Genomic DNA, 23,373 nt, shown 5'->3' with positions numbered 1-23,373 from the left:
ACACCGGGGGAGGATGGGCGCATGCAGCTGAGGATCGAGGCCACCGACCTGCCCGGCCGCGAGTGCGGCGCCGCCCCCGGCTTCCCGGGCTACCGCGACATCCACGTCGCCGTCCAGCGCCGCGCCAAGCCGGGCGAGTTGCTGGACCCGCAGCCCGGCGACGCGCCGCGCGCGGAGTGGACGCTGGAGTGCGTGGCGAAGCCGACGCCCGCCGGCACCGACATCACCGGCCGGTACGTCCAGGGCGGCCCGGGCGGGCGCTTCGTCTACCTCAACTGGCTGAGCGGCCCGGGGTCCACGATGTTCCGCCGCGCGAAGATCTTCCTGGACGCGATTCCCCCGGAGGTCGTCGAAGCCGCCGTCCGCTCCGGCCTGTTGGTGGCCCGCCTGGGCCTCACGGACGCCAAGGGCCACCCGCTGTGCGCCGCCGTCCGCCCGCCGCTGGTCACCTGGACGGCAGGGGGCTGAGCGCCGCGTACTCCAGGGGCGCCGAGGGGTCGATCGACACGTCGGCGGGAGCCGGCTCGGCGCCCGCGCGGACCAGCAGGTCGCCGATGGCGGCGACCATCGCGCCGTTGTCCGTGCAGAGCCGCAGCGGCGGTACGCGCAGGGTGATGCCCGCCGCTGCGCAGCGCTCCTCCGCCATCGCCCTGACGCGGGAGTTGGCGGCCACCCCGCCGACCACCACGAGCGTGCCGATGCCGTGGTCCGTGCAGGCCCGCACCGCCTTGCGGGTCAGCACGTCGGCGATCGCCTCCTGGAGCGCCGCCGCCGCGTCGGGGACGTGCGGCGCGCGCTGCGCCTCCACCCAGCGGGCGGCGGCGGTCTTGAGGCCGGAGAACGAGAACGCGTACGGGTGGTCCTGCGGCCCGGTCAGCGGGCGGGGCAGCCGGACGGCGGTCGGGTCGCCGCCGCGCGCCGCGCGGTCGATCGCGGGACCGCCCGGGTAGGGGAGTCCGAGGATCCTCGCGACCTTGTCGAAGTACTCCCCGGCCGCGTCGTCGAGGGTGTCGCCGAGGTGGACGATCGGGTCGCGGGCGAGGTCGCGCACGAGCAGGAGCGAGGTGTGCCCGCCGGAGACGATGAGCACGACGGACGGGTCCGGCAGCGGCCCGCCGTCGAGCGTCGCGGCGGCGACGTGCCCGGCGAGGTGGTGCACCCCGTGGAGCGGGACGCCGAGCGAGAACGCGTACGCCTTAGCGGCGGCCACGCCCACGTGGAGGGCGCCGGAGAGGCCGGGGCCGGTGGTGACCGCGACGGCGCCGACGTCCCGGAGCGTCAGCCCGGACCGGTGCAGGGCCTCCTGGACCACGGGGGCCATCGCGTGGACGTGGGCGCGGGCGGCGATCTCCGGCACGACGCCGCCGTAGCGGGCGTGCTCGTCCATCGACGACGCCACCGCCTGCCCGAGCAACACGCCGTCGCGGACCAGCCCGGCGCCCGTCTCGTCGCACGAGGACTCGATCCCGAGTACGACCGTCACAGTCTCTCACCCGCCTCACCCATTACACCTGGCGCTCCCATTGTGCCCGACGTTCCATCGGGAATAAGCAGGAGCCCATTGATCGCTCCTGCAACTCATACGCAATAGTGTTGTCCCGGCACGATCGCCAACTTCGTGAAAGAAGGACCCGTTGGGCACCTACTCGCTTCCCGACCTGCCGTACGACTACTCCGCGCTGGAGCGGGCGATGTCGGCCGAGATCCTGGAGCTGCACCACTCCAAGCACCACGCCGCGTACGTGAAGGGCGCGAACGACACCCTGGAGCAGCTGGCCGAGGCGCGCGACAAGGAGCAGTTCGGCGGCCTGGTCGGCCTGCAGAAGACGTTCGCCTTCCACCTGTCCGGCCACGTCCTGCACTCGCTGTTCTGGCAGAACCTGTCCCCGGAGGGTGGCGACCGCCCCGAGGGCGAGCTGGCCGACGCGATCACCGAGCACTTCGGCAGCTTCGAGGCCTTCAAGAAGCAGCTGACGAACGCCACCACGGGCGTGCAGGGCTCGGGCTGGGGCATCCTCTCGTGGGAGCCGCTGGGCAAGCGCCTGATCGTCGAGCAGGTCTACGACCACCACGGCAACGTGGGCCAGGGCACCACGCCGCTGCTGGCCTTCGACGCGTGGGAGCACGCCTACTACCTGCAGTACCGCAACGTGCGCCCCGACTACGTGACCCGCCTGTGGGACGTCGTCAACTGGCAGGACGTCTCGGCCCGCTTCGCCGCCGTCACGTCCGCCTGATCCGATTCAGGCATCGGGAATGCCCCGGCCCGCTCAGGCGGTCCGGGGCATTCCCCTCGCATCGCCGCCAACCCGCCGATGAGCACATTCAGGTCGGAAGCTCCCGAATGCGTCGTCTACGACAACCTGGGGGTAGGAGGCCGGTTGGCGGCTGGTCGGGCCAGCCCGCTCGGGTCCTCTGCTGCAAGAGCCGCTCCGAGCAGCTGTCGGACCTGCTCCTCCGCCTTGGCCGACAGCCCCCGGTGCCCTGTGGGTCCGATGCGCACTTCATCACCCCATTGCGTTCGCACGCTTGGCCAGCTTCGTCAGCTCCGTAGGAGCGCCTCGGCCGGCGATGAGGATGAGTTCACGGATCGTCGCCCGCGCCGCCACGTGACTCCGGACGCTCTCCGGCGCCGCTTCCTCGGCTCGAAGGAGGCAGTCGATCGCCTCACCCAGGTGACGTCGTTGCGCGTGAGCTCTCCCGAGGTCGATCAGTAGCCTTGACCTGCGCTCGGGCGAGAGCTGTCCGGCATCGATCCGGCAGCCGATTTCCAGAGCCTCGCCCGCATCACCGAGTTCGACTGCCGTCGAGACGGCCTGAATCTCGACGTTCGTAGGCCCGAACTCCAGGTTGAAGTCGTTGCGGTCCTCGCCGAGTCGTGCCGCGACCTCACGGGCGCGGGCGAGTTCTCTCAGCGCCTGCTCGCGTTGGCCGGCGCGAGCGGCGGCCAACGCGAGAACCAGGTGGAGCGCGCCGAGGACGGACAACGCTTCCGGTGGCGGATGTCCTGCCGACGTGTAGGTCCGGAGCGCCGCCACCGCAGTCCCGGCGGCGTGTTCTGCCTGGTCCAATCGCCGTAGCCGGACGAATGCGTGGGCCAGTCGGTAGATGCCGGCGAACACGTGCAGTGGCTGTCCGGCCTGCTCGGCGGCTTGGATGGCCCGGTCGGCGGCCACCCATGCGGCGTCGGCCTCGTCTTGGCGGACGAATGCCGCCGCGACCGCCTGATATGCCTGGCTGAGCAGTAGCAGGATCTTGGGGCGCTCCTCCGCCGTGGCGGTTCGCGACGCCCGCTCCAGACGTGGCAGGACGTCGGCGATGGCAGTGCTGAGCTCGGCAAAACGTGCGCCGTGCGTCAGGTGCCAGAACTCCTCGGTGGCGGTTGCCAGCTCGGGCAGGTCGACGGTTTCCGTCCGGGGGCGTTCGCCGAGCAGCGCATCAAGAGCGGGATGACCCGACAGCGACAGCCGCACAAGATCAAGGTCATTGGTCTGTTCGGTAGCCGAGGGTACGGGTGCGGCGGATGATGGCGCATCGGGCCTGAGCGTCTGAATGGAGACGCCAAGGCCGTTCGCCAGCAAGTGGAGGACGTCGAGACGGACCACCGGCTGGATGCCCCGCTCGACCTGGGACACCCAACTGGCGGTTCGGTTGACGGCGGCGGCGAGTTGGTCCTGCCGCATGCCACGCCCCTTGCGTAGTTGGGCGACCCGGGCGCCGAACGCCCGCTGTTCCTCAGGACTCACCGGGTGAGTTGGTCGGCGGACGCGCCCTTGCCGGAGATCTCGGCCAGGAACGTGACCTCGAACGACTCCAGATACTGGCCACGTTCGGCAAGGAATCGGCGGACGTGGGGCTGGCGCTCGTGCTCCTCGAACGCCTCACGGTCCGCATACAGCTCGTAGAAGACCCGGACGTGAGGCTCGTCCGGTACAGCGTGGTTGACGTAGACGAGAGTGCCGGGTTCCTTGGCGCGGATTCCTTCGAGCGCTTCCTCAGCCAGGGCGTCGAAGGCCTGAGCAGCTGTCACATCGCGGGCCACGAAACGCACAACGAGGCCGAATCCCATGGTTCTCCCCTTCCTGGATTGGTTGAGTCTCGCACGACTAGGTGAAGGTCTGCGAGTAGCAGATTCTCTTGACTCGCAGTTTTTCTGCGACTACGTTCAGTGCGTTCGCCGTGGCTGAGAGCTATGGCCGGCTTCCCTTTTCGCTGCCGTCTGGTGACGGCCACTGCCCATCTGCAGTGATGGAGGAGCAATGGGGTGGAACGTGATTGTCAGCCCGCTCAACACCGCCAGCTTTCCGGTGCCGCTGGAGTGGGGTGTACCGCCAGGGGTCGACTCCGTTCCGCCGGCCCGGCGGCTGGTGATGGCGATCGTGCGGGAGTGGGGAGTGCCGCTCTCGCCCGATGATCTCCAGGAGGTGGAGCTGTGCGCGAGCGAGCTGATCGCCAACGCCCTCCTGCACACGAGGTCGCGCTGTACCGTGGCCATCCGATGGCGCGCCGGCCGGTTGCGGGTCGAGGTCATCGACCGGCGCCCGGATCTCCCGCGGCCGGAGCGCTGCACCGAATCGACAAGTGGCCGTGGGCTGTTGTTGGTGGAGACGCTGGCCACCGCCTGGGGCTGGCACCCGGCGGGGACGGGCAAAGTGGTGTGGTTCGAATACCTGGAGACCTCCGAAGTGCCGTGCCCCACGCATGCGTGGGGCACGGGCCCCGGCCACAGGACCCAGCCCACCGGGGGGGGGTAAAACCACACACACAAACACCCCCGCCACCCCGGCGGGGGGCGCCCCCGGGCGGGGGCCGGCTCTGTTTTTCGGCTTCCCAACCGTGCCCCCCCCCCCCGGCCGCCCCCCCCCCCCCCCGCGCCCCACGGCCAGGGACCTCTGCTCCCTGCCCAGGGCGGCGTGATAACCGCAGACAGACGAAGCGCCCTGCCTCCGGTCCGGAGGGCAGGGCGCTCAACGAAGCTAGTTCCCGCCGAAGAAGGCTTCCAGGATCTGCTGGGCCGCCAGGCCCGCCGGCAGCGAGCCTGCGCGCACCTGGGACTCCAAGTCCCCTGCGACGCGCCGTACTTCGTCGTGCTCGTGGAGGCGGGCGTAGAGCTGGTCGTGGACCATCGTCCACGTCCACTCCACCTGCTGGTCGCGGCGCTTCGCGGCCAGGGCGCCCGTTGCGTCCAGGACCTTGCGGTGCTGTTGCAGGCGTTCCCACAGCACGTCGAGGCCGAGGCCCTCGCGGCCGCTGCAGGTCAGGACGGGGGGCGTCCAGGCTGCGTCGGGGGCCTGCAACAGCCTTAGGGCGCCCGCGAGTTCGCGGGCCGCGCCCTTGGCGTCCGTCTCGTGCGGGCCGTCCGCCTTGTTGACGGCGATGACGTCCGCCAGTTCCAGGACGCCCTTCTTGATGCCCTGGAGCTGGTCGCCGGTCCGGGCCAGGCTGAGCAGCAGGAAGGTGTCGACCATCCCGGCCACCGCCGTCTCGGACTGGCCGACGCCCACCGTCTCGACGAGCACGACGTCGTACCCGGCCGCCTCCATGACCACCATCGACTCCCGGGTGGCCTTGGCGACGCCGCCGAGCGTGCCCGAGGTGGGGGAGGGGCGGACGAAGGCGGCGGGATCCACCGCCAGGCGCTCCATCCTGGTCTTGTCGCCCAGGATGGAGCCGCCGGTCCGGCTGGAGGTCGGGTCGACGGCGAGCACCGCGACCCGGTGGCCCGCCGCCGTCAGCATCGTGCCGAACGAGTCGATGAAGGTCGACTTGCCGACACCGGGCACACCGGTGATGCCGACCCGGACCGCGCCGCCCGCGTGCGGGAGCAGCCGCTGGAGCAGCTGCTGGGCCAGCGCCCGGTGGTCGGGCCGGGTCGATTCGACGAGCGTGACGGCCCGCGCGATCCACGCGCGCGAGCCGTCGAGGACGCCCGTGACGTAGCTGTCGAGGTCGATCGTCCGCGGAGGCATGGAGGTTCAGCGGCTCACAGCTCGTGGCCGAGGTCGGCCGCCAGGGACTTCAGCAGGTCGTACGCCGCGTCCGGGATGACGGTGCCGGGCGGGAAGACCGCCGCCGCGCCGGCCTCGTACAGGGCGTCGAAGTCCTGCGGCGGGATGACGCCGCCGACGACGATGGTGATGTCCTCCCGCCCGGCCTCGGCGAGCGCGGTGCGCAGCGCGGGCACCAGGGTGAGGTGTCCGGCGGCGAGCGACGAGACGCCGACGATGTGGACGTCGGCCTCGACGGCCTGGCGGGCGACCTCGTCCGGGGTCTGGAACAGCGGGCCGACGTCGACGGTGAAGCCGAGGTCGGCGAAGGCGGTGGCGATGACCTTCTGGCCGCGGTCGTGGCCGTCCTGGCCCATCTTGGCGACGAGGATGCGCGGGCGGCGGCCCTCGGCCTCCTCGAAGCGCTCGACGAGGTCCCGGGTGCGCTGGAGGGGGGCCGACTGGCCCGCTTCGTCTCGGTACACACCGGAGATGGTACGGATCTGGCCGGAGTGGCGGCCGTACACCTTCTCCAGGGCGTCCGAGATCTCGCCGACGGTGGCCTTGGCGCGGGCCGCGTTGACGGCGAGGTGCAGCAGGTTGCCGTCGAGGGAGCCGCCGCGCTGGGGGCCGGCCTCGGCGGCGCGGGTCAGCGCGTGCAGCGCGTCCTGCGTCAGGGCCTCGTCGCGCTCCGCGCGCAGGCGGCGCAGCTTCTCGATCTGGCGGGCGCGGACCGAGGAGTTGTCGACCTTGAGCACGTCGATCTGCTCGTCGCTCTCCACCCGGTACTTGTTGACGCCGATGACCGGCTGGCGGCCGGAGTCGATGCGCGCCTGGGTGCGGGCGGCGGCCTCCTCGACGCGCAGCTTGGGGATGCCGGCGTCGATGGCCTTGGCCATGCCGCCGGCGGCCTCGACCTCCTGGATGTGCTGCCAGGCGCGGACGGCGAGGTCGTGGGTGAGCTTCTCGACGTAGGCGGAGCCGCCCCACGGGTCGATGACGCGGCAGGTGCCGGACTCCTGCTGGAGCAGCAGCTGGGTGTTGCGGGCGATGCGGGCCGAGAAGTCGGTGGGCAGCGCGAGCGCCTCGTCGAGGGCGTTGGTGTGCAGCGACTGGGTGTGGCCCTGGGTGGCGGCCATCGCCTCGACGCAGGTACGGGTGACGTTGTTGAACACGTCCTGCGCGGTGAGGGACCAGCCGGAGGTCTGCGAATGGGTGCGCAGCGACAGCGACTTGGCGTTCTTCGGGTCGAACTGCTTGACCAGCTTGGCCCACAGGAGGCGGGCCGCGCGCAGCTTGGCGACCTCCATGAAGAAGTTCATGCCGATCGCCCAGAAGAAGGACAGCCGCGGCGCGAAGGCGTCGACGTCCAGGCCCACGTCGAGGCCCGCGCGCAGGTACTCGACGCCGTCGGCGAGGGTGTAGGCGAGCTCCAGGTCGGCGGTGGCCCCGGCCTCCTGGATGTGGTAGCCGGAGATGGAGATCGAGTTGTACCGGGGCATCTTCTGCGAGGTGTACGCGAAGATGTCCGAGATGATCCGCATCGACGGCTGCGGCGGGTAGATGTAGGTGTTGCGGACCATGAACTCCTTGAGGATGTCGTTCTGGATGGTCCCCGCCAGCTTCTCGGGCGGCACCCCCTGCTCCTCGGCCGCGACGATGTAGAGCGCGAGCACCGGCAGCACGGCGCCGTTCATGGTCATCGACACGGACATCTTGTCCAGCGGGATGCCGTCGAAGAGCTGGCGCATGTCGTAGATGGAGTCGATGGCGACGCCCGCCATGCCGACGTCGCCGGTGACGCGCGGGTGGTCGCTGTCGTAGCCGCGGTGGGTCGGCAGGTCGAAGGCGACCGAGAGGCCCTTCTGGCCGGCCGCGAGGTTGCGGCGGTAGAAGGCGTTGGACTCCTCGGCGGTGGAGAAGCCCGCGTACTGGCGGACGGTCCACGGCTGGTTGACGTACATGGTCGGGTAGGGCCCGCGCAGGTACGGGGCGATGCCCGGGTAGGTGTCGAGGAAGTCCAGGCCGGCGAGGTCGTCGGCGGTGTACAGCGGCTTGACACCGATGCCCTCGGGGGTGTCCCAGACGAGCTCGTCGACGTCCTTGCCGGTGGTCCGCCGCCAGGCGGAGCGCCACTGCTCGGGGGTGACGTCGCGGGCGGCGCCGCCGTCCAGCCCGATTCCGGTGAAGTCGGGGATCATCGGGCCACTCCGATCAGGTCCAGCAGGGAGGTCAAGGCGGCGACCGCGTCCCCGCCCGCGTAGATGAACTCGTCCACTCCGGCGGGTACTTCGGCGAGCCGTCCGGCGAGCAGCACGCGCCGGGCGCCGGCCTCCTTGAGGGCGCCGGCGACGGCCGCGGCGTGCTCGCCGTACAGGGCGTCGCTGGAGCAGAGGCAGGCGACGGAGGCGCCGGAGGCCCGGAAGGCCTCGGCGAACGCGGCCGGGTCGGCGGACTCCAGGGAGACGGTCGCGATCCCGCCCGCCTGGAACAGGTTGGCCGCGAAGGTGGTGCGCGCGGTGTGCGCGGCGGCGGTGCCGATCGACGCCAGGAACAGCTTCGGCCGCTCGCCGTCGGCCGCGAGGAAGGCGTCCGAGCGGTCCCGCAGGGCCTCGTACGCCTCGGCGCGCCGCACCTGCGGCAGCCCGCCGCCGGGCGCGGCCGGGGCCGGCTCGCGGACCAGCGGCTGCTCGTCCAGGTGCGGGAACTCGCTGACACCGGTGACGGGTTCGCGCCGCTTGGCGAGCTTCGCGGAGCGCTCCGCCCAGGTCGCGGCGATCCGCTCGCCGACCAGGCCGGACTCCAGCGCGGCCCGCTGGCCGCCGGCCCGCTCGATCTCCTGGAACCAGGCCCACGCGGCGTGGGCGAGCTCCTCGCTCAGCTGCTCGACGTACCAGGAGCCGCCGGCCGGGTCGATCACCCGGGCCAGGTGGGACTCCTCCAGCAGGATCGACTGGGTGTTGCGGGCGATCCGGCGCGCGAAGGCGTCGGGCAGGCCGAGCGCGGTGTCGAAGGGCAGCACGGTGACGGCGTCGGCGCCGCCGACCCCGGCGGCGAGGCAGGCGACGGTGGTGCGCAGCATGTTCACCCACGGGTCGCGCGCGGTCATCATGACCCGGGACGTGACGGCGTGCTGGCGCTGCGCGGAGGCCTCGGCGGACGCGCCGGACACCTCGGCGACGCGGGCCCACAGGCGGCGCGCGGCACGGAACTTGGCGATCGTCAGGAACTGGTCGCCGTCGGCCGCGTAGCGGAACTCCAGCTGGCCGAGCGCGGCGTCCACCGGGAGCCCGGCGGCGGTCAGGGCACGCAGGTAGGCGACGCCGGTGGCGAGCGAGCAGCCCAGCTCCTGGGCGGGCGAGGCGCCGGCCTCGTGGTACGGCAGGGCGTCGACGGTGAGGGCGCGGACGCCGGGGTAGTCGGCGGCGCAGCGGGCGGCGAGCGCGGCGGCGTCGGCGAGCAGGGCGTCGGTGCGGGCGGTGTCGCCGGTTCTGGCCTGGAGGCCGAGCGGGTCGGCGCCGAGGTTGCCGGCGGCGGCGCCGGGGGAGACCTCGCGCTCCTCGTACAGCTTGAACAACTGCTCGGCGGCGTCGGCGAATTCGGCTCCGGCGTCGAGGGCGACGGCGGCCAGGTCCAGGTAGACGCCGGTCAGCGCCTCGGGCAGCGCGGTGATCGGCAGGCCGCCCCCGCCGAGCTCCAGCCAGAGCGAGCCGACGCCGTTCTCCAGGTCCGCGAGGACCGCCTCGTTGGTCCGGCGCCGGTCCGGGTCGGCGTGCCGCTGGCGGACGTCCCACCCGGCGACGGCCGAACCCTGCGGGCGACCGCCGCGCACGAACGGCGCGAAGCCGGGGTAGCCGGCCTCGGCGCCGGTGTCCTCGGCGGTGTACAGGGGGCGGGCGCTCAGGCCGTCCTGGAGACGGGTGGCGAGCGCCTGTTCGGCGGCGGGGGCGTCCTCGGGCTGCGCACCGGACTTGCGCAGCACGCCCTCGACGAGCCGCTGCCACTGCTCACGGTGCGCTGCCGGGAACTCGGCGGCGAGGGGGAGCCCTTCGGGCGGGACCTTCATGACCGCAGGTTAGCGCCCGTTCGCGCGGGCACAGGAGGGCCGGTGGATGTGACCTTTCCCTCGATTTAGCCACACTTCAGCACTGCGGGTGACGCCGAGTGCCAGCCGGGGCGGCGAGGGGGCCGGGCGGCCGGGCGGACGGTTGAACGAAAGCGGCGGCCGCGGTCGTTCCAAGAAGGAGAAGTGACAACGGGATTGTGGAACCCCGGCTCCCATCTATTAAGTTACTTCGAAGAAGGCGGGTGGGGCTGACATCCCCCGTGCGATCCCACCCGCCTTCGCTCCGCCGTGCCCTGTTCCGCCCCGCTCCGCCCTGCCTCCGTCCCCCGAAGGAGCCCACCGCCATGGGAAAGCGCCGCAAGCCCAGCCCCCCGAGCCGGGCGCGCCTCGCCGTCCTCACCACGGCCGTGGCCGGCGGCGCGGTACTCGCCGCCGGGACCGCCCACGCCGAGCCGACGCCCACGCTCGCCTCCGTCAAGGAACAGGTGGACAAGCTCAACGAGGAGGCCGAGCAGTCCATCGAGCGCTACAACGGCTTCCAGGCCAAGCAGCAGTCGCTCCAGGCGGACGCGAACCGGATCCAGGACAAGGTCGCCCGCGGCCAGGAGGCGATGAACGAGCTGCGCACCCGGCTCGGCGCGGTGGCGGGCGAGCAGTACCGCACCAACGGCATCGACCCGGGCATCCAGCTGATGCTCGACTCCGACCCGGCCGGCTACCTGGAGCGCGCCGCCGCGCAGAACCAGGTCGTCGAGGGCCAGACCGCACTGCTCAAGCAGGCCCGCGACGAGCAGCGCCGGCTCGACCAGGACCGCGCCGAGGCCGCCGCCATGCTCACCCAGCTCGACAGCGTGGGCGCGTCGCTGGGCGAGGAGAAGAAGCAGGTCCAGAGCCGGCTCGCGCAGGCCCAGGCGCTGCTCAACAAGCTGAGCGCCGCCGACCGGGCCAGGATCAACGCCCAGGAGTCCGCCGAGAAGGCGAAGGCCGCCGCCCAGCAGGCCGCCGCGGCGGACCGGGCCTCCCGCTCGGCCGGCCGGCCCGCCGCGGGGCCCGGCGCGGACGCCACCCTGCCGAGCCCGAGTGCGAGCGGCCGCGCCGCCGACATCATCAAGTTCGCCACCGCCCAGCTCGGCAAGCCCTACGAATGGGGCTCGACCGGGCCGAACACCTGGGACTGCTCCGGCCTGACCGGCGCCGCCTACCGCGCGGCCGGCGTCAAGCTCCCCCGGATGTCGCAGGACCAGTGGAACGCCGGCACGCGCATCGCCCGCGGTGACCTCCAGCCCGGCGACCTCGTCTTCTTCTACGAGGACATCCACCACGTCGGCATCTACATAGGCGACGGCAAGATGATCCACTCCCCGCGCACGGGCAAGAACGTGGAGGTCCTCCCGATCTCCGTCATGCCGTACATGGGCGCCGTCCGCCCCGCCTGACGGGCACCGCCCGCGGCACGGCGACGAAGCACGGCTCACGTCGACGAAGGAGGCGGGCCCGGTCGTTCCGCACGGAGCGACCGGGCCCGCTCCCGTGGGTCAGTTGGCGATGATCTGGAGCGTCCCGTTGCTCCCGATGCTGCCGGTCAGGTACAGGGTGTGGCCGTCGGGGCCGACGGCGAGGCCGTCGAGCTGGTCCTCGTCGGGGGAGACGGTCTCGGCCGCGACCAGGCTGCCGGAGGCGGTGTCGACGGAGAGCACCGACGGGCCGGCGCTGTAGTCGGCCTTCGTCAGGTAGAGGCGGGTGCCGTCCGGGCTGATCTGCGGGTCGCCCAGGTCGGCGAAGCCGTTGACCAGGGTGAGGTGGCGGGTGACGGTGTCGCCGGCCGGGTCGATCACGTCGGCCTGGCCGCCCTTGTAGCCGGAGGCCACCGCGAACAGGCGGGTGCCGTCCGGGGTGAAGACCGGGTGGTAGTCGAGCGCCCCGGCGGTGCCGCCGACGGTCCCGACCAGGGTGGGCGCGGTGCCCGCCGTGCCGACGTGGAAGACGCCGGCGTCGCCGCCGACGTACAGGTCGTGCCCGCCCGGCCGGAACGCGGCGGTGCCGGTGAAGCTGGTGGGCACCTGCACGGAGCCGGTGAAGGCGTGCTGGGCGGTGGAGAACGCGACCACCCGGCCCTGGCCGTACTGGCGGTAGGCGGTGGGCCCGTTCTGGACGACGTAGGCGGTGGCGCCGTCGGGGCTCACGGTGAGGCCGGTGAGCAGGCCCGGGTTCCAGCCGGCCTGGCGCGGCTGGTCGGGCAGCGCGGTGGTGGTGAGCACGGTCAGCGTGGCGGTGTCGAGCACCACGAGCTGCTGCCCGTTCGCGACGTACAGGCGGGTGCCGTCCGCGGACAGCGCGGCGACCAGGCCGAGCTGGGCGGTGTCGAGGGTGGCCTGCCGGGTGACGGCGTCGCTCTGGGTGTCGACCGCCTTGACCTGGACGGCGTTGCCCGTCCCGCTCACCACGACGTACGCCGTGGTGCCGTCGGGGCTGACGAGCGGCTGGGCCTGGTTGTGGCCGACGGTGATGATGCCCTCGGTGCCGGAGACCGGGGCGGCGGCGCTCTGGTCCGCGGCCCGGGCGGCGGTGCCGGTGAGCGCCAGGACGGCGGCGGCAGCGGCGGCCACGGCGGTCGCGCGGGTGTACGTGCTGATCGAACGCTTGGAAGTCTTCGCGGTCATCGCGGTTGTCGATCCCCCTTTGGCGCACCGCACGGTGCGGTGCCGGGGCAGGCTAACCGATCTTCCTGAGAGTCTGATGGACGGTCAATGACCGGAACGAGTCCGCCCCGCTCACGGATGTGGCGCGCAGGCCAACAGGTAGGGGAGCAGCGGGATCGCCACCACCCCGGCCCACCACGCCGCTCGGCGCCGGCGCCGGCCGCCCCCGGGGCGCGCCAGCCGCCGCACCCGGGTGAGCACCCCGGTGGCCGCGACCCCGAGGGAGCCGCCCGGGGGTGCCGGGGAGGTGGCCAGGGCGCAGAGCGCGGAGGCGAGTTCGCTGCGCGACACCCGGGCGAGCGCCGCGTCGTCGGCCGCCATCTCCAGCAGCAGCGCCACCTCCGCCCGTCCCAGGCGGGCCAGCGGCAGGCGGCCGAGGAGGAGCGCGAAGGCGTCGGCCGGCAGCCGGAGCAGGTGGTGCCGTCCGCGGATGTGCTCGCGCTCGTGCGCGACGGCGGCGGCGAGCTGGCGCTCGTCGAGGAGTTCCAGGGCGCCGCGCGAGACCACGACCCGGCTGCGGCGGCCGGGCAGGCAGTAGACGGTCGGGTGGGCGTGTTCCAGCACCAGGGCGTTCCAGTGCCGGTCGCGCACCGCGACGACGTCCAGCACCTTCCGGTGCCGCCGGCGCGCCCGCCCGGCCCGCGCGCCGACGGCGGCCACCACCGCGGCGACCCCGGCGGCCCCGGCGGCGAGCAGCCACCAGTCGTGGGTGTGCGGGGCCAGCGGCGGGGCCGGTTCGGCGTGCGGGATGAGCCCGAGCAGTCCGGCGGGCTCGTGGGCGAAGGGTTCGACGGCGTGGTGGGCGGCGAGCAGCAGCGCGACGGCGAAGGAGGCCATCAGTGCCAGCCACAGGGCCGTGCCCGCCACCGGGCGGGTCTGGAGCCGGGCGGAGCCGGCCAGCCGGCGCGGCAGCGCGAGACCGGTCGCGGCCAGGTAGAGGCAGAGCAGCGCGAGGGTCACCGCTCGTCGTCCCGGGCCTTCACCTGCTCCAGGGCGGCGAGCAGCGCGGAGGCCTCGTCGCCGCTCATGGCGTCGACGAAGTGCAGCAGCGCACCGGTGCGGTCCTGGGTGGTCTCCAGCGCCTGGTGCATGAGCCGGGCGGTGTACGCCTCGCGCGTGCAGGTCGGCTCGTACACCCAGGCGCGGCCGACCTTGTCCCGGCGCAGCCAGCCCTTGGTGTGGAGGATGTCGGCCACCGTGGTCACGGTGGTGTAGGCGACCGGCCGCTGCTGCTGGAGGTCGTCGACCACCTCGCGCACCGTGGCCGGCCGGCCCCAGGACCAGAGCCGGTCCATGATCTCGGCCTCAAGATCGCCGAACCCGCGCAGCACCGCCCCGTTTCCCTTCCTCGCCGCCGCCGTCTGGAACGGCGCCCATGGTACGGCGTTCGACGTCGCCGAAGTCGGGCGTCCTCCTGCGTCCTCTGGCGCCTCCTCTTGCTGCGTCTCCGGCGTCCTCCTGCGTCCTCTGGCGTCAAAGTTCTACAAAGGTGTCGAAGGACACCGGAAAAGTGGCCCACGGCGATCCTGACGGGGGTATGCTTTTCGAGGTTTGAAGAGGCACCTCGTTCGGTGAGGCGTCTTCACGGACACAGGCCACTGACCCGACGACGTCGAGAGACGCCCAGGTTCAGGACAGATCTTCCCGACCTAAGGGTTGATCCCAAGTGGCTTCCCCCGCAAGGGGGATCACGCCGTGAAGTGCCAAAGCTCTGACGAGTTGGGGTGTACCGGTAGCCTTCGTGCGCCGGGACGCTCCTTGCCGTGTCGCGATGCGGCGCACAGTCGGTGCGCCCCCCGGCCGGGAGGAGGCGAGAAACATGGACTGCAGTAGTCCGGGCCACAGTTGCCCCTACCCCCGCATGCTCTCGTACACCTCCGGCACGCGGTAACAACCTTTCCTGCGAACGCCCCATCAGACGCTGCGTCATGCGCTCGACCATGCCATGACCCAAGCGACCTGACGCACCGTCATGCCCGCACGACGCCCGAGCCCGGCCCTGTCCCGGCTCGCGCCGCCGTGCGGCCCGGTGCCGTGCGTCCGCAGGGAGGATTACTGCTGCGTGCCCCCTTATGGCCCCCTCAAGGCAGGGGGCGGGGAGGACCCACCATGGCAGACGTCATGCTCGACCCGAAGGTTCCCGCCGCTCGCAGCGCGGTGCTGGACGACGCGCACATCGGTGACATCAAGGGTGCCCTCGGCACCATCAGGCTGGACGACGACGCGCCCCGCCAGGGGCTCTCGGTGCGGCTGAAGACCCTGCTGGCGATCATCGGCCCGGGCCTGATCGTCATGGTCGGCGACAACGACGCCGGCGCCTTCTCCACCTACGGCCAGGCCGGCCAGAACTACGGCACCCAGCTGCTGTGGACCCTGCTGATGCTGGTCCCCGTGCTGTACGTGAACCAGGAGATGGTGCTGCGCCTGGGCGCCGTCACCGGTGTCGGCCACGCGCGGCTGATCCTGGAGCGCTTCGGCAAGTTCTGGGGCGCGTTCAGCGTCATCGACCTGTTCCTGCTCAACGCCCTGACCCTGGTGACCGAGTTCATCGGCGTCACCCTCGCGGCCGGCTACCTCGGCCTGCCGAAGGTCGCCTCGGTGGTCCTGGCCGCCGCGATCATCATCGCCTCGGCGTTCACCGGCTCCTTCCAGCGCTTCGAGCGGGTCGCCGTCACGCTGTGCGTCGGTTCGCTGCTGCTGGTGCCGATCTACTTCATGGTCCACCCGAAGACCTCGCAGATGGCCCACGACTTCGTGGTGCCGAGCATGCCGGGCGGCTCGGGCCAGCTCGCGGCCGTGATGCTGGTGATCGTCTCCATCGTGGGCACCACCGTCGCCCCCTGGCAGCTGTTCTTCCAGCAGTCGTACGTCATCGACAAGCGCATCACCCCGCGTTTCATGAAGTACGAGAAGATCGACCTGTGGATCGGCATCGCGGTGGTCATCATCGGCGCCGCCGCGATGATGGGCCTGACCGCCGCCGCGTTCGCGGGCACCGACGGCTTCGGCCAGTTCTCCGACGCGGCCGCCGTGGCCAGGGGCATCGAGGACAAGGCCGGCCGCCTGGCCGGTGTGCTGTTCGCCATCGCGCTGCTGGACGCCTCGATCATCGGTGCCTTCGCGGTCTCGCTGTCCACCGCCTACGCCATCGGCGACGTGTTCGGCATCAAGCACTCGCTGCACCGCGGCGTGAAGGGCGCCAAGGGCTTCTACGGGATCTACGCCGGCCTGGTCGTGGTCGCCGCGGCGATCACGCTGCTGTCCACCGAGTACACCCAGGGCCTGATGACGCAGTTCGTCCAGGTGCTCGCCGGCGTGCTGCTGCCCTCCGCGACGGTCTTCCTGCTGCTGCTCTGCAACGACAAGGCCGTCCTGGGCCCGTGGGTCAACGGCCCGAAGACCAACGCCTTCACCTCGGCCGTGGTCGGCGTGCTGGTCATGCTGTCGCTCATCCTGACCGCCGCCGTCGTCTGGCCGGACATCAGCTCGGAGGCGATCCTGTGGATCATGGCCGGCTGCGGCGTGGCGGGCGTGCTGGTCGCCGGGTACTTCTTCACCTTCGGCCGCAGCGGCACCAAGGAGGACCCGGTCGACCGCACCGGGCGCGAGAACTGGCGGATGCCCCCGCTGGAGACCCTGGAGAAGCCGGTCATGTCCACCGCCCGCAAGGTCGGCATGGGCGCCCTGCGCGCCTACCTGCTGATCGCGATGATCATGGTCATCATCAAGGTCGTCCAGACCGCCCTCGGGCACTGAGCCACCGTGAACCCACCGAACTGACGGGGGCGGGCCGAGGGGCCGCCGCCCGTCCGTTCCGCTTTCCCCTCCCGTCCGCCCGCCGTCTCCCCGTAGGAGGTGCCGCCGTGCACACCCTGACCACCGTCGAGTTCCTGGTCCGGCTGGCCACCGGCGTCGCCTGCGGCGCCCTGATCGGCGTCGAACGCCAGTGGCGCGCCCGGATGGCCGGCCTGCGCACCAATGCCCTGGTCGCCGCCGGCGCCACCCTGTTCGTCCTCTACAGCGAGGCCGTCGGCGACAGCGGCAGCCCCACCCGGGTCGCCTCGTACGTCGTCTCCGGCATCGGCTTCCTCGGCGGTGGCGTCATCCTGCGCGACGGCGCCGGCGTGCGCGGCCTCAACACCGCCGCCACACTGTGGTGTTCGGCCGCCGTCGGGGTGCTCGCCGCCTCCGGCAAGCTCGAACTCGCCGTCCTCGGCACCCTCGCCGTGCTCGCCGTCCACCTCGTGCTGCGCCCGGCCGGACGGCTGCTCGACCGCGCCCCGCAGTCCGGCAGCGACCCGGACTCCACCAACCGCGCGACCGTCCACGTGGAGTGCGACCGCAAGTCCGAGGCGCACATCCGGGCCCTGCTGCTCCAGTCCCTCTCTGCCTCCGGGCTCACCCCCACCGGCCTGCGCGCCCGCCGCGCCGACAACGGCGAGGCCACCAGCCTGCGCGCGACCGTCGCCATCACCGGCCAGGTCGCCCCCGCGCTGGAGCAGGTCGTCACCCGGCTCTCCCTCGAACCGGGCGTGCGCGACCTCCACTGGCACGTCGAGGACGAATCGGACGATCCCGGCGCCCCGGCGCTCGCGTGAGGGAGTAGAACGGAGGGACCGTCAGACCGTCCACCGCCAGGAGGCCCGATGCTCACTCCCGACCCCAGGCACGGGCCGCTCGTGCCGCTGCTCCTGGTGCTCACCGTCGTCACCGGCGTGGTCGACGCGGTCAGCTACCTCGCGCTCGGGCACGTCTTCGTCGCCAACATGACGGGCAACGTGGTGTTCCTCGGCTTCGCCCTGGCCGGCGCGGCCAACCTCTCCGCGACCGCGTCGCTCGCCGCCCTCGCCGCCTTCCTCGTCGGCGCCCTGGCCGGCGGGCGCCTCGCCGACCGCCTGCCCGAGCACCGGGGACGGCTGCTGCGGGCGGCGGTGGCGGCCCAGGCGGCGCTCGTCGTCGTGAGCACCGTCCTGGCGGCGGCGGCCGGGCACACCGCCGACCCGGTCCGCTACGCGCTGATCGGGCTGCTCGCCCTGGCGATGGGCGGCCAGAACGCGGTGGTGCGCTCGCTGAAGGTGCCCGACCTGACGACGACGGTGCTGACCATGACGATCACCGCCCTCGCCGCGGACCGCTCCGGCCCCCGCCGGCTGGCCTCCGCGGTCTGGATGCTCGCCGGGGCCCTGCTGGGCGCCCTGCTCGTCCTCCACGCGAACGTCCCGACGGCGCTGGCCCTGGCCTCGGCCCTGCTGGTCGCCGTCGCGGCCGTCCTCCACCGCGCCTCCCGCACCACCCCGCCCTGGGCGGCGCGGCCGTGACCAGGGCGTGTCTCAGGGGTGGTAGATCTCCTTCATCGCCGTGATCTTCCCCTGCTCGTTCCGGTGGACCGCGAAGTACGGCGTGCTGGCCAGCTTGTACGTGGCCAGCTCGGCCGGCGCGATCGTGCGCTCCTTGGTGCCCTTGCCGGTGAACTCGATCACCTGCACCACCGCGTTCTTCGTCAGCTGGTAGCCCGTGGCGTCGCCGGCGGGGGTGTACTCGACGAGCTCCTCGTTCTCCGCCTTGTAGCCGCAGCTCACCGGCGTCAGGGTCACTTTGGTCACGCCGCCCGCGGTGGTCGCGGAGTCGAACTTGACGAAGTCCGGCCGGGCCGGGTCCGGGTGGCAGGGCTTGAGCGCCGCCGAGGCGGTCGGCGCGGGCGTGGTGGGTGCCGCGCTCGCCGTGGGGGCGGGCGCGGGCGCGCCGGAGGCGGCCGTGGTGGGCGCCGGCGAGGCGGCCGCGGGCGCGGGGTCCGGGTCGTCCGGCCCGCAGCCGGTGACGAGTGCGGCCAGGCCCAGCGCGAGCGCGGCGGCCAGGGCGGTGCGGCGGTGCTTCATGTCTGTGGTCCCCCGGGTGCGGTTGGCTGCTCGGGCCTGTCTTCGAACCCCCGCCTGCCGTGCGGCGCGAGACAGGCCTTACGGGAGACGCGGATCGGCCCCGGTCGGTTTCAGTCGTCCTGCCGGTGGCCCGCACGGCCGCTCCAGAGGGGTTCGAGCCGGGCCCAGGAGCGCGTCCAGGACTCGTCGGACCGCCGTTCGAGGGCCCGGAGCCGCAGGCGGAGCCCGACGACGACGAGCGCGACGAGGGCGAGCAGCGTGCCGGCGCCGATGCAGGCGGCGGAGACGACGACGGCGCCGCGGTCGAGCGGGGGAGCGGTGACGGTGCCGTCGGGGTCGACCCAGATGCGGACGGTGCTGCCGACGGCGGCCGTCCGGGGCGCCTGGACGGTGCCGGTGTGCGGCTGCCCGTCGGGGTACGTCCAGCTCGCCTCCGCCTCGACCCGGCTCTCGTACCCGCCGGCGAACCGTCCGGCGGAGGTGCCGTGTTGGGGCGGGCCGAGCACGACGGCGTCGACCTGGTGGAGCCGGCCGTGGTCGGCGGCGGCCCGGGGCGCGGCGGAGCGGTAGCTGACGAGGGCGCCGGCGGTGGCGAGGGCGAGGGCGAGCAGCAGTCCCAGCGTGGCGACGGCCCAGGCGCGGGCGCGGGAGCGGTCCACGGACCGGGCGAGCGGTTCGTGCCGTCCGCCGAGGGCCCGTCGCAGCTGGCGGCCGGTCCGCCGCGGGAGCGACGCCGGCCGGGCCGGCCGGGGGCTGCTGGACACGATGACGGCTCCTCAGGTGTGTTGGGACTGTGCAGTGGTGAACGGTGTTCCGTTACCCAATGTCCACCCCGTGCGAACCCGCGCACAAGAGCCGTGCGGGTTCGCACGAACGCGGCGTGTGACGGTCGGGCGCCGGTGGTGGCGGCCGCGGCGGCCGGAACGGGGTGGCTGGAACGGGGTGCCCGGAACGGGACGTTCGGCCCTCGGCAGGGCGGCGCCGGCGGGGCAGGCTTGGAACCGGGCCGCGCCTTCCGTGCCCGGGTGCGGCCCGGCCCGGTTCGCCGTGGGGGCGTCGGGCCGCGGTGTGCGGCAGGGGGCGGGTGTGGGGCCCGCCTCCTGCCCGCCGTACCCGGGGTTCTGACGTCGTGCCAGGTCGGCGGCTTGTTCTCGCCGGATATACACTCGGAGTATACGCGTGGGGTATGGTCCTCCCCATGAGTGTTCCCTTGACCCTGCTCGGGCTCCTGGAACGGGAGCCGAGCCACGGCTACGACCTCAAGCGCGACTACGACGCCCTGTTCGGCCGCGGCAAACCCCTCCCGTACGGCCAGGTCTACGCGACGCTCGGCCGCCTCGCCCGCGACGGCAAGGTGGTCGCCGGCGAGGCGGAGCCCGGCGACGGTCCCGAGCGCAAGCGCTACGTGATCACCGAGACCGGCGCGACGGAGTTCGAGACCTGGCTGACCGAGCCCGTCGCGCCCGAACCCAACCTGCAGAGCACGCTGTTCACCAAGGTCGTGCTCGCCCTGATGCTCGGCCGTGACGCCCAGGACTACCTGGACACCCAGCGCGCCGCCCACCTGCGCCGGATGCGCGAGCTCACCGACCTGCGCCGCACCGGCCCCCTGGTGGACGCCCTGCTGGCCGACCACGGCCTGTTCCACCTGGAGGCGGACCTGCGCTGGATCGACCTCACCGCCGCCCGCCTGGGCGCCCTCGCCGCGGAGGTGCGGCGATGACCGCCGTGATCGAGGCCCGCGACATAGCCCTGTCCTTCGGGGAGACGCCCGCGCTGCGCGGGGCCAGTCTCTCGGTCGAGGCCGGCGAGGTGCTGGCCGTCATGGGCCCGAGCGGGTCGGGCAAGTCGACGTTATTGCACTGCCTGGCCGGCATCCTGGTGCCCGACGCCGGCGAGGTGCACTTCGACGGACAGCGGATCGACACCATGGCCGAGGCCCGGCGCAGCGCCCTGCGCCGGGACCGCTTCGGCTTCGTGTTCCAGTTCGGCCAGCTGGTGCCGGAGTTGACGGCCGAGGAGAACATCGCCCTGCCGCTGCTGCTGAACGGCGTGCGCCGCGCCGCCGCGCTGGCCGACGCCCGGCCGTGGTTCGCCAGGCTCGGCCTGGACGGCATGGAGAAGCGCCGCTCCGGCGAGCTGTCGGGCGGTCAGGCGCAGCGCGTCGCCCTGGCCCGCGGCCTGGTGGCCCGCCCACAGGTGCTCTTCGCCGACGAGCCGACCGGCGCCCTGGACTCGCTGACCGGCGAGCAGGTGATGGACCTGATGGTCGCCTCGGCCCGCGAACAGGGCACGACCGTCGTCCTGGTGACCCACGAGCCCCGCGTCGCCGCCTACGCCGACCGCGAGGCGATCGTGCGCGACGGCTCGGCCCGGGTGCTCTCGGCGGGACCGGTGGCGGGGTCGGTGGCGGGGCAGGCGGCCGGACCGGTGGCGGGACCGGTGGCGCCGTGATCGCCTTCTCGCTCCGCCTGGCCGTCAGCGGCGGCCGGGAGGCGCTGGCCCGGCTGGCGATGATCGCGGCGGCCGTCGCGATCGGCGTCGGCCTGCTGCTCTCCACGTTCGCGAGCGTCAACGCGATCGGCCGGGCCAACGAGCGCCAGCTGTGGATGAATTCGGGTACCAAGAGCCGGGCCGAGGCACCGGCCGCCGTCGACCCGCTCTGGTGGTACGCGCACGGCGACTTCTACGACGGCAAGGAGGTCTTCGAGGTCGAGGTCGCCCCGACCGGGCCCACGTCGCCCGTCCCGCCGGGCCTGACCGGGCTGCCGGCCCCCGGCGAGTACTACGCCTCGCCCGCGCTGGAGAAGCTGCTGCGCGATGTCCCGGCCGTCCAACTGGGCGACCGCTTCCCCGGCCGGCTCGCCGGCACCCTGGGCGACGCCGCGCTGCCCTCCCCGGACAGCCTGGCGGTCGTCATCGGCCGCACGGCGGACGAGGTCAGGGCGGGGCCGCGCGCCCGGCAGATCACGACGATCGCCACCACCCTGCCCGCCGACTGCGACAACGACTGCTTCGGCCACGGCGTGCGCGGCGACGCGATGACGCTCATCCTCACCGTGGTGGCCGGCGCGCTGATCTTCCCGGTGCTGATCTTCATCGGCACCGCGACCCGGTTGTCCGCCGCCACCCGCGAACAGCGCTTCGCCGCGATGCGGCTGGTGGGCGCGACACCCCGGCAGGTCTCGGTGATCTCGGCGGTCGAGTCCACGGTGGCGTCGGTGGCCGGGACGGTGCTCGGCTTCGCGCTCCATGCGGCGCTGCGCCCGCTGGTGGCCGAGGTCCCGTTCACCGGGAGCCGGTTCTTCACCTCCGACCTGACCCTGACCGTCCCGCAGGTGCTCGGCGCCGTGGTGGGCGTGCCGGTGGCGGCGGCGCTCGCCGCCCGGTTCGCGCTGCGGCGGGTCACGATCTCGCCGCTGGGCGTCTCCCGCCGGGTGACGCCGAAGCCGCCGAGCGCCTGGCGGGTGGTCCCGCTGCTGGCGGGGCTGGGCGAGCTCGGCTACTTCGTCGACAACCGCCCGCCGACCACGGACGGTCAGTCGGCGGCCTACCTGACCGGCTTCCTGCTCGTGATGCTCGGCCTCGTGGTGGCCGGCCCGTGGCTGACGATGGTCGCCGCCCGGGCGGTGGCCCGGCGGACCGGCCGGCCGGCCTCGCTCATCGCGGTGCGCCGCCTCGCGGACGACCCGAAGGCCGGGTTCCGCTCGGTGGCCGGGCTGGTGCTGGCGCTGTTCGTGGTCACCTCGACGGTGAGCGTCATCGGTACGATCAACGCCAACCGCGGTGCGCTGAGCGGTGATCCGGAGACCCGCAAGGCCGTCGTCCACGCCCCGTCGTTCGACCTCTTCCGCTCGGACGCGATGGGCACCGTGCCCGACTCCGTGCTCGCCTCCGCCCGCGCCGTGCCCGGCTTCCGCGGCTTGGCGCTGGCCCACGACAACCCGGCCGGGCTCGGCCGGGAGTACCACGGCTCCGAGGCCATGCCCGCGCCCGCGCTGGTGCTCTGCCCGGAGCTGGCGCAGGTCCCGGTGATCGGCCACTGCGCGCCGGGCGCGGCCGTCGCCCTCGTCCCGCTCTGGCAGTTCGTCGACCTTCGGGAGGCGAGCGCCCAGGAGTGGCCCGCCGCTCCGATCTCCGTGCAGGACGCCGCCGCGCTGCCGGTGCGCATGGTCTACACGACCACCGACGGTTCGTCGGCGGCCATGGAACAGCTGCGGACGCTCTTCACCAGGGCCTACCCGACGTACGAGGCGCGGATGGCCGCCGACTGGGGCACCGTGTCGCAGAAGCAGCTCCAGGGCTGGCGCCAACTCGCGAACGTCGTCCTGCTGACCACCCTGCCGATCGCCGGGTGCAGCCTCGCGGTGAGCGTGGTCGCCGGACTCTCCGACCGCAGGCGGCCGTTCGCCATCCTGCGGCTGACCGGGGCGCCGCTGCGGCTGCTGCAACGGGTGATCGGGCTGGAGAGCGCGCTGCCGCTGCTGGTGGTCGCGGCGATCTCGATCGGGACGGGCTTCGCGGCGGCGGCGATGTTCCTCACGTCGCAGATGGACTACGACCTGGTGTCGCCGGGCGCGCTCTACTACGGGCTGACGGGCTTCGGCCTGCTCGCCTCGCTCGGCATCATCGCCTCGACGCTGCCGCTGCTGAGGCGGATCACCGGGCCGGAGGCGGCGCGCAACGGCTGACGGGCGGGATCCGGTCGAGCGGCCGGTGTCCCGGGGCAGCAGGGGAGCCCCGGG

The 23,373-nt window shown here is 72.9% G+C and carries 21 protein-coding genes and 1 riboswitch; of the genes, 10 read left to right on the top strand and 11 right to left on the bottom strand.

Translation table 11 applies throughout. From position 1 onward, the window contains the following. Window positions 1-21: 21 nt before the first annotated feature. Window positions 22-468, top strand: a complete 447-nt coding sequence (locus tag ACFXDE_RS32370; protein WP_380498147.1) for a DUF5990 family protein — start codon at window positions 22-24, stop codon at window positions 466-468. Here the strand turns inward: ACFXDE_RS32370 and tsaD are convergent. Continuing rightward, window positions 446-1,483 carry a tRNA (adenosine(37)-N6)-threonylcarbamoyltransferase complex transferase subunit TsaD gene (gene tsaD, locus ACFXDE_RS32365; RefSeq protein WP_380498146.1) on the bottom strand — a complete coding sequence of 346 codons (1,038 nt, stop codon included), beginning with the start codon at window positions 1,481-1,483 and terminating at the stop codon, window positions 446-448. The two genes, ACFXDE_RS32370 and tsaD, sit on opposite strands and share 23 nt — an antisense overlap. A 151-nt stretch (window positions 1,484-1,634) precedes the next feature. Here tsaD and ACFXDE_RS32360 point away from each other — a divergent pair, with 151 nt between their 5' ends. Then, window positions 1,635-2,237 carry a superoxide dismutase gene (locus ACFXDE_RS32360; protein WP_380498145.1) on the top strand — a complete coding sequence of 201 codons (603 nt, stop codon included), beginning with the start codon at window positions 1,635-1,637 and terminating at the stop codon, window positions 2,235-2,237. Window positions 2,238-2,507: 270 nt separating this feature from the next. Here ACFXDE_RS32360 and ACFXDE_RS32355 read toward each other — a convergent pair whose 3' ends face one another. Both ACFXDE_RS32355 and ACFXDE_RS32350 read right to left on the bottom strand, forming a co-directional pair. Next, window positions 2,508-3,746, bottom strand: coding sequence for a helix-turn-helix domain-containing protein (locus tag ACFXDE_RS32355; protein ID WP_380498144.1), 1,239 nt, complete (start codon window positions 3,744-3,746; stop codon window positions 2,508-2,510). Beyond that, window positions 3,743-4,069 carry a putative quinol monooxygenase gene (locus ACFXDE_RS32350; protein WP_380498143.1) on the bottom strand — a complete coding sequence of 109 codons (327 nt, stop codon included), beginning with the start codon at window positions 4,067-4,069 and terminating at the stop codon, window positions 3,743-3,745. Before ACFXDE_RS32350 ends, ACFXDE_RS32355 begins: the two co-directional genes overlap by 4 nt. 190 nt (window positions 4,070-4,259) lie before the next feature. Between ACFXDE_RS32350 and ACFXDE_RS32345 the strand changes: the two genes are divergently transcribed. Then, window positions 4,260-4,754 carry an ATP-binding protein gene (locus ACFXDE_RS32345; RefSeq protein WP_380498142.1) on the top strand — a complete coding sequence of 165 codons (495 nt, stop codon included), beginning with the start codon at window positions 4,260-4,262 and terminating at the stop codon, window positions 4,752-4,754. Between the two features lie 222 nt (window positions 4,755-4,976). Here ACFXDE_RS32345 and meaB read toward each other — a convergent pair whose 3' ends face one another. The 3 genes from meaB to ACFXDE_RS32330 are packed head-to-tail and all read right to left on the bottom strand — an operon-like array spanning window position 4,977 to window position 10,053. After that, the gene (gene meaB / locus ACFXDE_RS32340; RefSeq protein ID WP_380498141.1) at window positions 4,977-5,969 is read right to left on the bottom strand and encodes a methylmalonyl Co-A mutase-associated GTPase MeaB; all 993 of its coding nucleotides are present in this window, start codon (window positions 5,967-5,969) and stop codon (window positions 4,977-4,979) included. A 14-nt stretch (window positions 5,970-5,983) separates the two neighbouring features. Further along, complete coding sequence (gene scpA, locus ACFXDE_RS32335) at window positions 5,984-8,188, bottom strand: methylmalonyl-CoA mutase (RefSeq protein ID WP_380447986.1); 2,205 nt, start codon at window positions 8,186-8,188, stop codon at window positions 5,984-5,986. Beyond that, window positions 8,185-10,053: a methylmalonyl-CoA mutase family protein gene (locus tag ACFXDE_RS32330; protein ID WP_380498140.1), complete on the bottom strand. Its 1,869-nt coding sequence runs from the start codon at window positions 10,051-10,053 to the stop codon at window positions 8,185-8,187. The genes scpA and ACFXDE_RS32330 overlap by 4 nt, the downstream gene beginning before the upstream one ends. Window positions 10,054-10,397: 344 nt before the next feature. Between ACFXDE_RS32330 and ACFXDE_RS32325 the strand changes: the two genes are divergently transcribed. Continuing rightward, on the top strand, window positions 10,398-11,489 hold the full coding sequence (locus ACFXDE_RS32325; protein ID WP_380498139.1) for an NlpC/P60 family protein: 1,092 nt from the start codon (window positions 10,398-10,400) through the stop codon (window positions 11,487-11,489). Window positions 11,490-11,588: 99 nt separating this feature from the next. Here ACFXDE_RS32325 and ACFXDE_RS32320 read toward each other — a convergent pair whose 3' ends face one another. The 3 genes from ACFXDE_RS32320 to ACFXDE_RS32310 all read right to left on the bottom strand — a co-directional run bounded on the left by ACFXDE_RS32320 (window position 11,589) and on the right by ACFXDE_RS32310 (window position 14,080). Beyond that, window positions 11,589-12,713, bottom strand: coding sequence for a hypothetical protein (locus ACFXDE_RS32320; protein ID WP_380498138.1), 1,125 nt, complete (start codon window positions 12,711-12,713; stop codon window positions 11,589-11,591). Between the two features lie 111 nt (window positions 12,714-12,824). Then, complete coding sequence (locus ACFXDE_RS32315) at window positions 12,825-13,712, bottom strand: M56 family metallopeptidase (RefSeq protein ID WP_380498137.1); 888 nt, start codon at window positions 13,710-13,712, stop codon at window positions 12,825-12,827. Next, complete coding sequence (locus ACFXDE_RS32310; RefSeq protein ID WP_380447999.1) at window positions 13,709-14,080, bottom strand: BlaI/MecI/CopY family transcriptional regulator; 372 nt, start codon at window positions 14,078-14,080, stop codon at window positions 13,709-13,711. Before ACFXDE_RS32310 ends, ACFXDE_RS32315 begins: the two co-directional genes overlap by 4 nt. A 228-nt stretch (window positions 14,081-14,308) precedes the next feature. After that, a riboswitch (M-box (ykoK) riboswitch) is annotated at window positions 14,309-14,483 on the top strand. A gap of 378 nt (window positions 14,484-14,861) precedes the next feature. Between ACFXDE_RS32310 and ACFXDE_RS32305 the strand changes: the two genes are divergently transcribed. The 3 genes from ACFXDE_RS32305 to ACFXDE_RS32295 all read left to right on the top strand — a co-directional run bounded on the left by ACFXDE_RS32305 (window position 14,862) and on the right by ACFXDE_RS32295 (window position 18,070). Beyond that, the gene (locus ACFXDE_RS32305) at window positions 14,862-16,508 is read left to right on the top strand and encodes an NRAMP family divalent metal transporter (protein WP_380498136.1); all 1,647 of its coding nucleotides are present in this window, start codon (window positions 14,862-14,864) and stop codon (window positions 16,506-16,508) included. Window positions 16,509-16,615: 107 nt separating this feature from the next. After that, complete coding sequence (locus tag ACFXDE_RS32300) at window positions 16,616-17,350, top strand: MgtC/SapB family protein (protein ID WP_380498135.1); 735 nt, start codon at window positions 16,616-16,618, stop codon at window positions 17,348-17,350. Window positions 17,351-17,398: 48 nt separating this feature from the next. Next, entirely contained in the window at window positions 17,399-18,070 is a 672-nt protein-coding gene (locus ACFXDE_RS32295) for a YoaK family protein (protein WP_380438875.1), read from the top strand. 12 nt (window positions 18,071-18,082) lie between these two features. Here the strand turns inward: ACFXDE_RS32295 and ACFXDE_RS32290 are convergent, their stop codons facing one another. Beyond that, window positions 18,083-18,628 carry a hypothetical protein gene (locus tag ACFXDE_RS32290; RefSeq protein ID WP_380498134.1) on the bottom strand — a complete coding sequence of 182 codons (546 nt, stop codon included), beginning with the start codon at window positions 18,626-18,628 and terminating at the stop codon, window positions 18,083-18,085. A 110-nt stretch (window positions 18,629-18,738) separates the two neighbouring features. Next, on the bottom strand, window positions 18,739-19,392 hold the full coding sequence (locus ACFXDE_RS32285; RefSeq protein ID WP_380498133.1) for a hypothetical protein: 654 nt from the start codon (window positions 19,390-19,392) through the stop codon (window positions 18,739-18,741). Between the two features lie 434 nt (window positions 19,393-19,826). On the opposite strand from ACFXDE_RS32285, the gene ACFXDE_RS32280 reads away from it, so the two are divergent. The 3 genes from ACFXDE_RS32280 to ACFXDE_RS32270 are packed head-to-tail and all read left to right on the top strand — an operon-like array spanning window position 19,827 to window position 23,319. Continuing rightward, window positions 19,827-20,351, top strand: a complete 525-nt coding sequence (locus tag ACFXDE_RS32280) for a PadR family transcriptional regulator (RefSeq protein ID WP_359963749.1) — start codon at window positions 19,827-19,829, stop codon at window positions 20,349-20,351. After that, window positions 20,348-21,082, top strand: a complete 735-nt coding sequence (locus ACFXDE_RS32275) for an ABC transporter ATP-binding protein (RefSeq protein ID WP_380498132.1) — start codon at window positions 20,348-20,350, stop codon at window positions 21,080-21,082. Before ACFXDE_RS32280 ends, ACFXDE_RS32275 begins: the two co-directional genes overlap by 4 nt. Further along, a complete protein-coding gene (locus ACFXDE_RS32270) occupies window positions 21,079-23,319 on the top strand; it encodes an FtsX-like permease family protein (RefSeq protein WP_380498131.1) in 2,241 nt (746 codons plus the stop codon). The genes ACFXDE_RS32275 and ACFXDE_RS32270 overlap by 4 nt, the downstream gene beginning before the upstream one ends. Window positions 23,320-23,373: the final 54 nt, after the last annotated feature.

Origin of the sequence: Kitasatospora sp. NPDC059408, from assembly GCF_042751525.1 — a bacterium.
Taxonomy (GTDB): domain Bacteria; phylum Actinomycetota; class Actinomycetes; order Streptomycetales; family Streptomycetaceae; genus Kitasatospora.
The sequence above is the reverse complement of the archived record's forward strand: the minus strand, read 5'-3'. Positions and strand labels throughout refer to the sequence as shown.

What these genes read in the sequence shown, in the direction of transcription:
- ACFXDE_RS32295 (WP_380438875.1), top strand. Translation starts at nt 17,399, where the DNA reads ATGCTCACTCCCGACCCCAGGCACGGGCCGCTCGTGCCGCTGCTCCTG.
- ACFXDE_RS32370 (WP_380498147.1), top strand. Translation starts at nt 22, where the DNA reads ATGCAGCTGAGGATCGAGGCCACCGACCTGCCCGGCCGCGAGTGCGGC.
- ACFXDE_RS32345 (WP_380498142.1), top strand. Translation starts at nt 4,260, where the DNA reads ATGGGGTGGAACGTGATTGTCAGCCCGCTCAACACCGCCAGCTTTCCG.
- ACFXDE_RS32275 (WP_380498132.1), top strand. Translation starts at nt 20,348, where the DNA reads ATGACCGCCGTGATCGAGGCCCGCGACATAGCCCTGTCCTTCGGGGAG.
- ACFXDE_RS32290 (WP_380498134.1), bottom strand. Translation starts at nt 18,628, where the DNA reads ATGAAGCACCGCCGCACCGCCCTGGCCGCCGCGCTCGCGCTGGGCCTG.
- ACFXDE_RS32320 (WP_380498138.1), bottom strand. Translation starts at nt 12,713, where the DNA reads ATGACCGCGAAGACTTCCAAGCGTTCGATCAGCACGTACACCCGCGCG.
- ACFXDE_RS32325 (WP_380498139.1), top strand. Translation starts at nt 10,398, where the DNA reads ATGGGAAAGCGCCGCAAGCCCAGCCCCCCGAGCCGGGCGCGCCTCGCC.
- scpA (WP_380447986.1), bottom strand. Translation starts at nt 8,188, where the DNA reads ATGATCCCCGACTTCACCGGAATCGGGCTGGACGGCGGCGCCGCCCGC.
- ACFXDE_RS32330 (WP_380498140.1), bottom strand. Translation starts at nt 10,053, where the DNA reads ATGAAGGTCCCGCCCGAAGGGCTCCCCCTCGCCGCCGAGTTCCCGGCA.
- ACFXDE_RS32350 (WP_380498143.1), bottom strand. Translation starts at nt 4,069, where the DNA reads ATGGGATTCGGCCTCGTTGTGCGTTTCGTGGCCCGCGATGTGACAGCT.
- ACFXDE_RS32280 (WP_359963749.1), top strand. Translation starts at nt 19,827, where the DNA reads ATGAGTGTTCCCTTGACCCTGCTCGGGCTCCTGGAACGGGAGCCGAGC.
- ACFXDE_RS32305 (WP_380498136.1), top strand. Translation starts at nt 14,862, where the DNA reads ATGGCAGACGTCATGCTCGACCCGAAGGTTCCCGCCGCTCGCAGCGCG.
- meaB (WP_380498141.1), bottom strand. Translation starts at nt 5,969, where the DNA reads ATGCCTCCGCGGACGATCGACCTCGACAGCTACGTCACGGGCGTCCTC.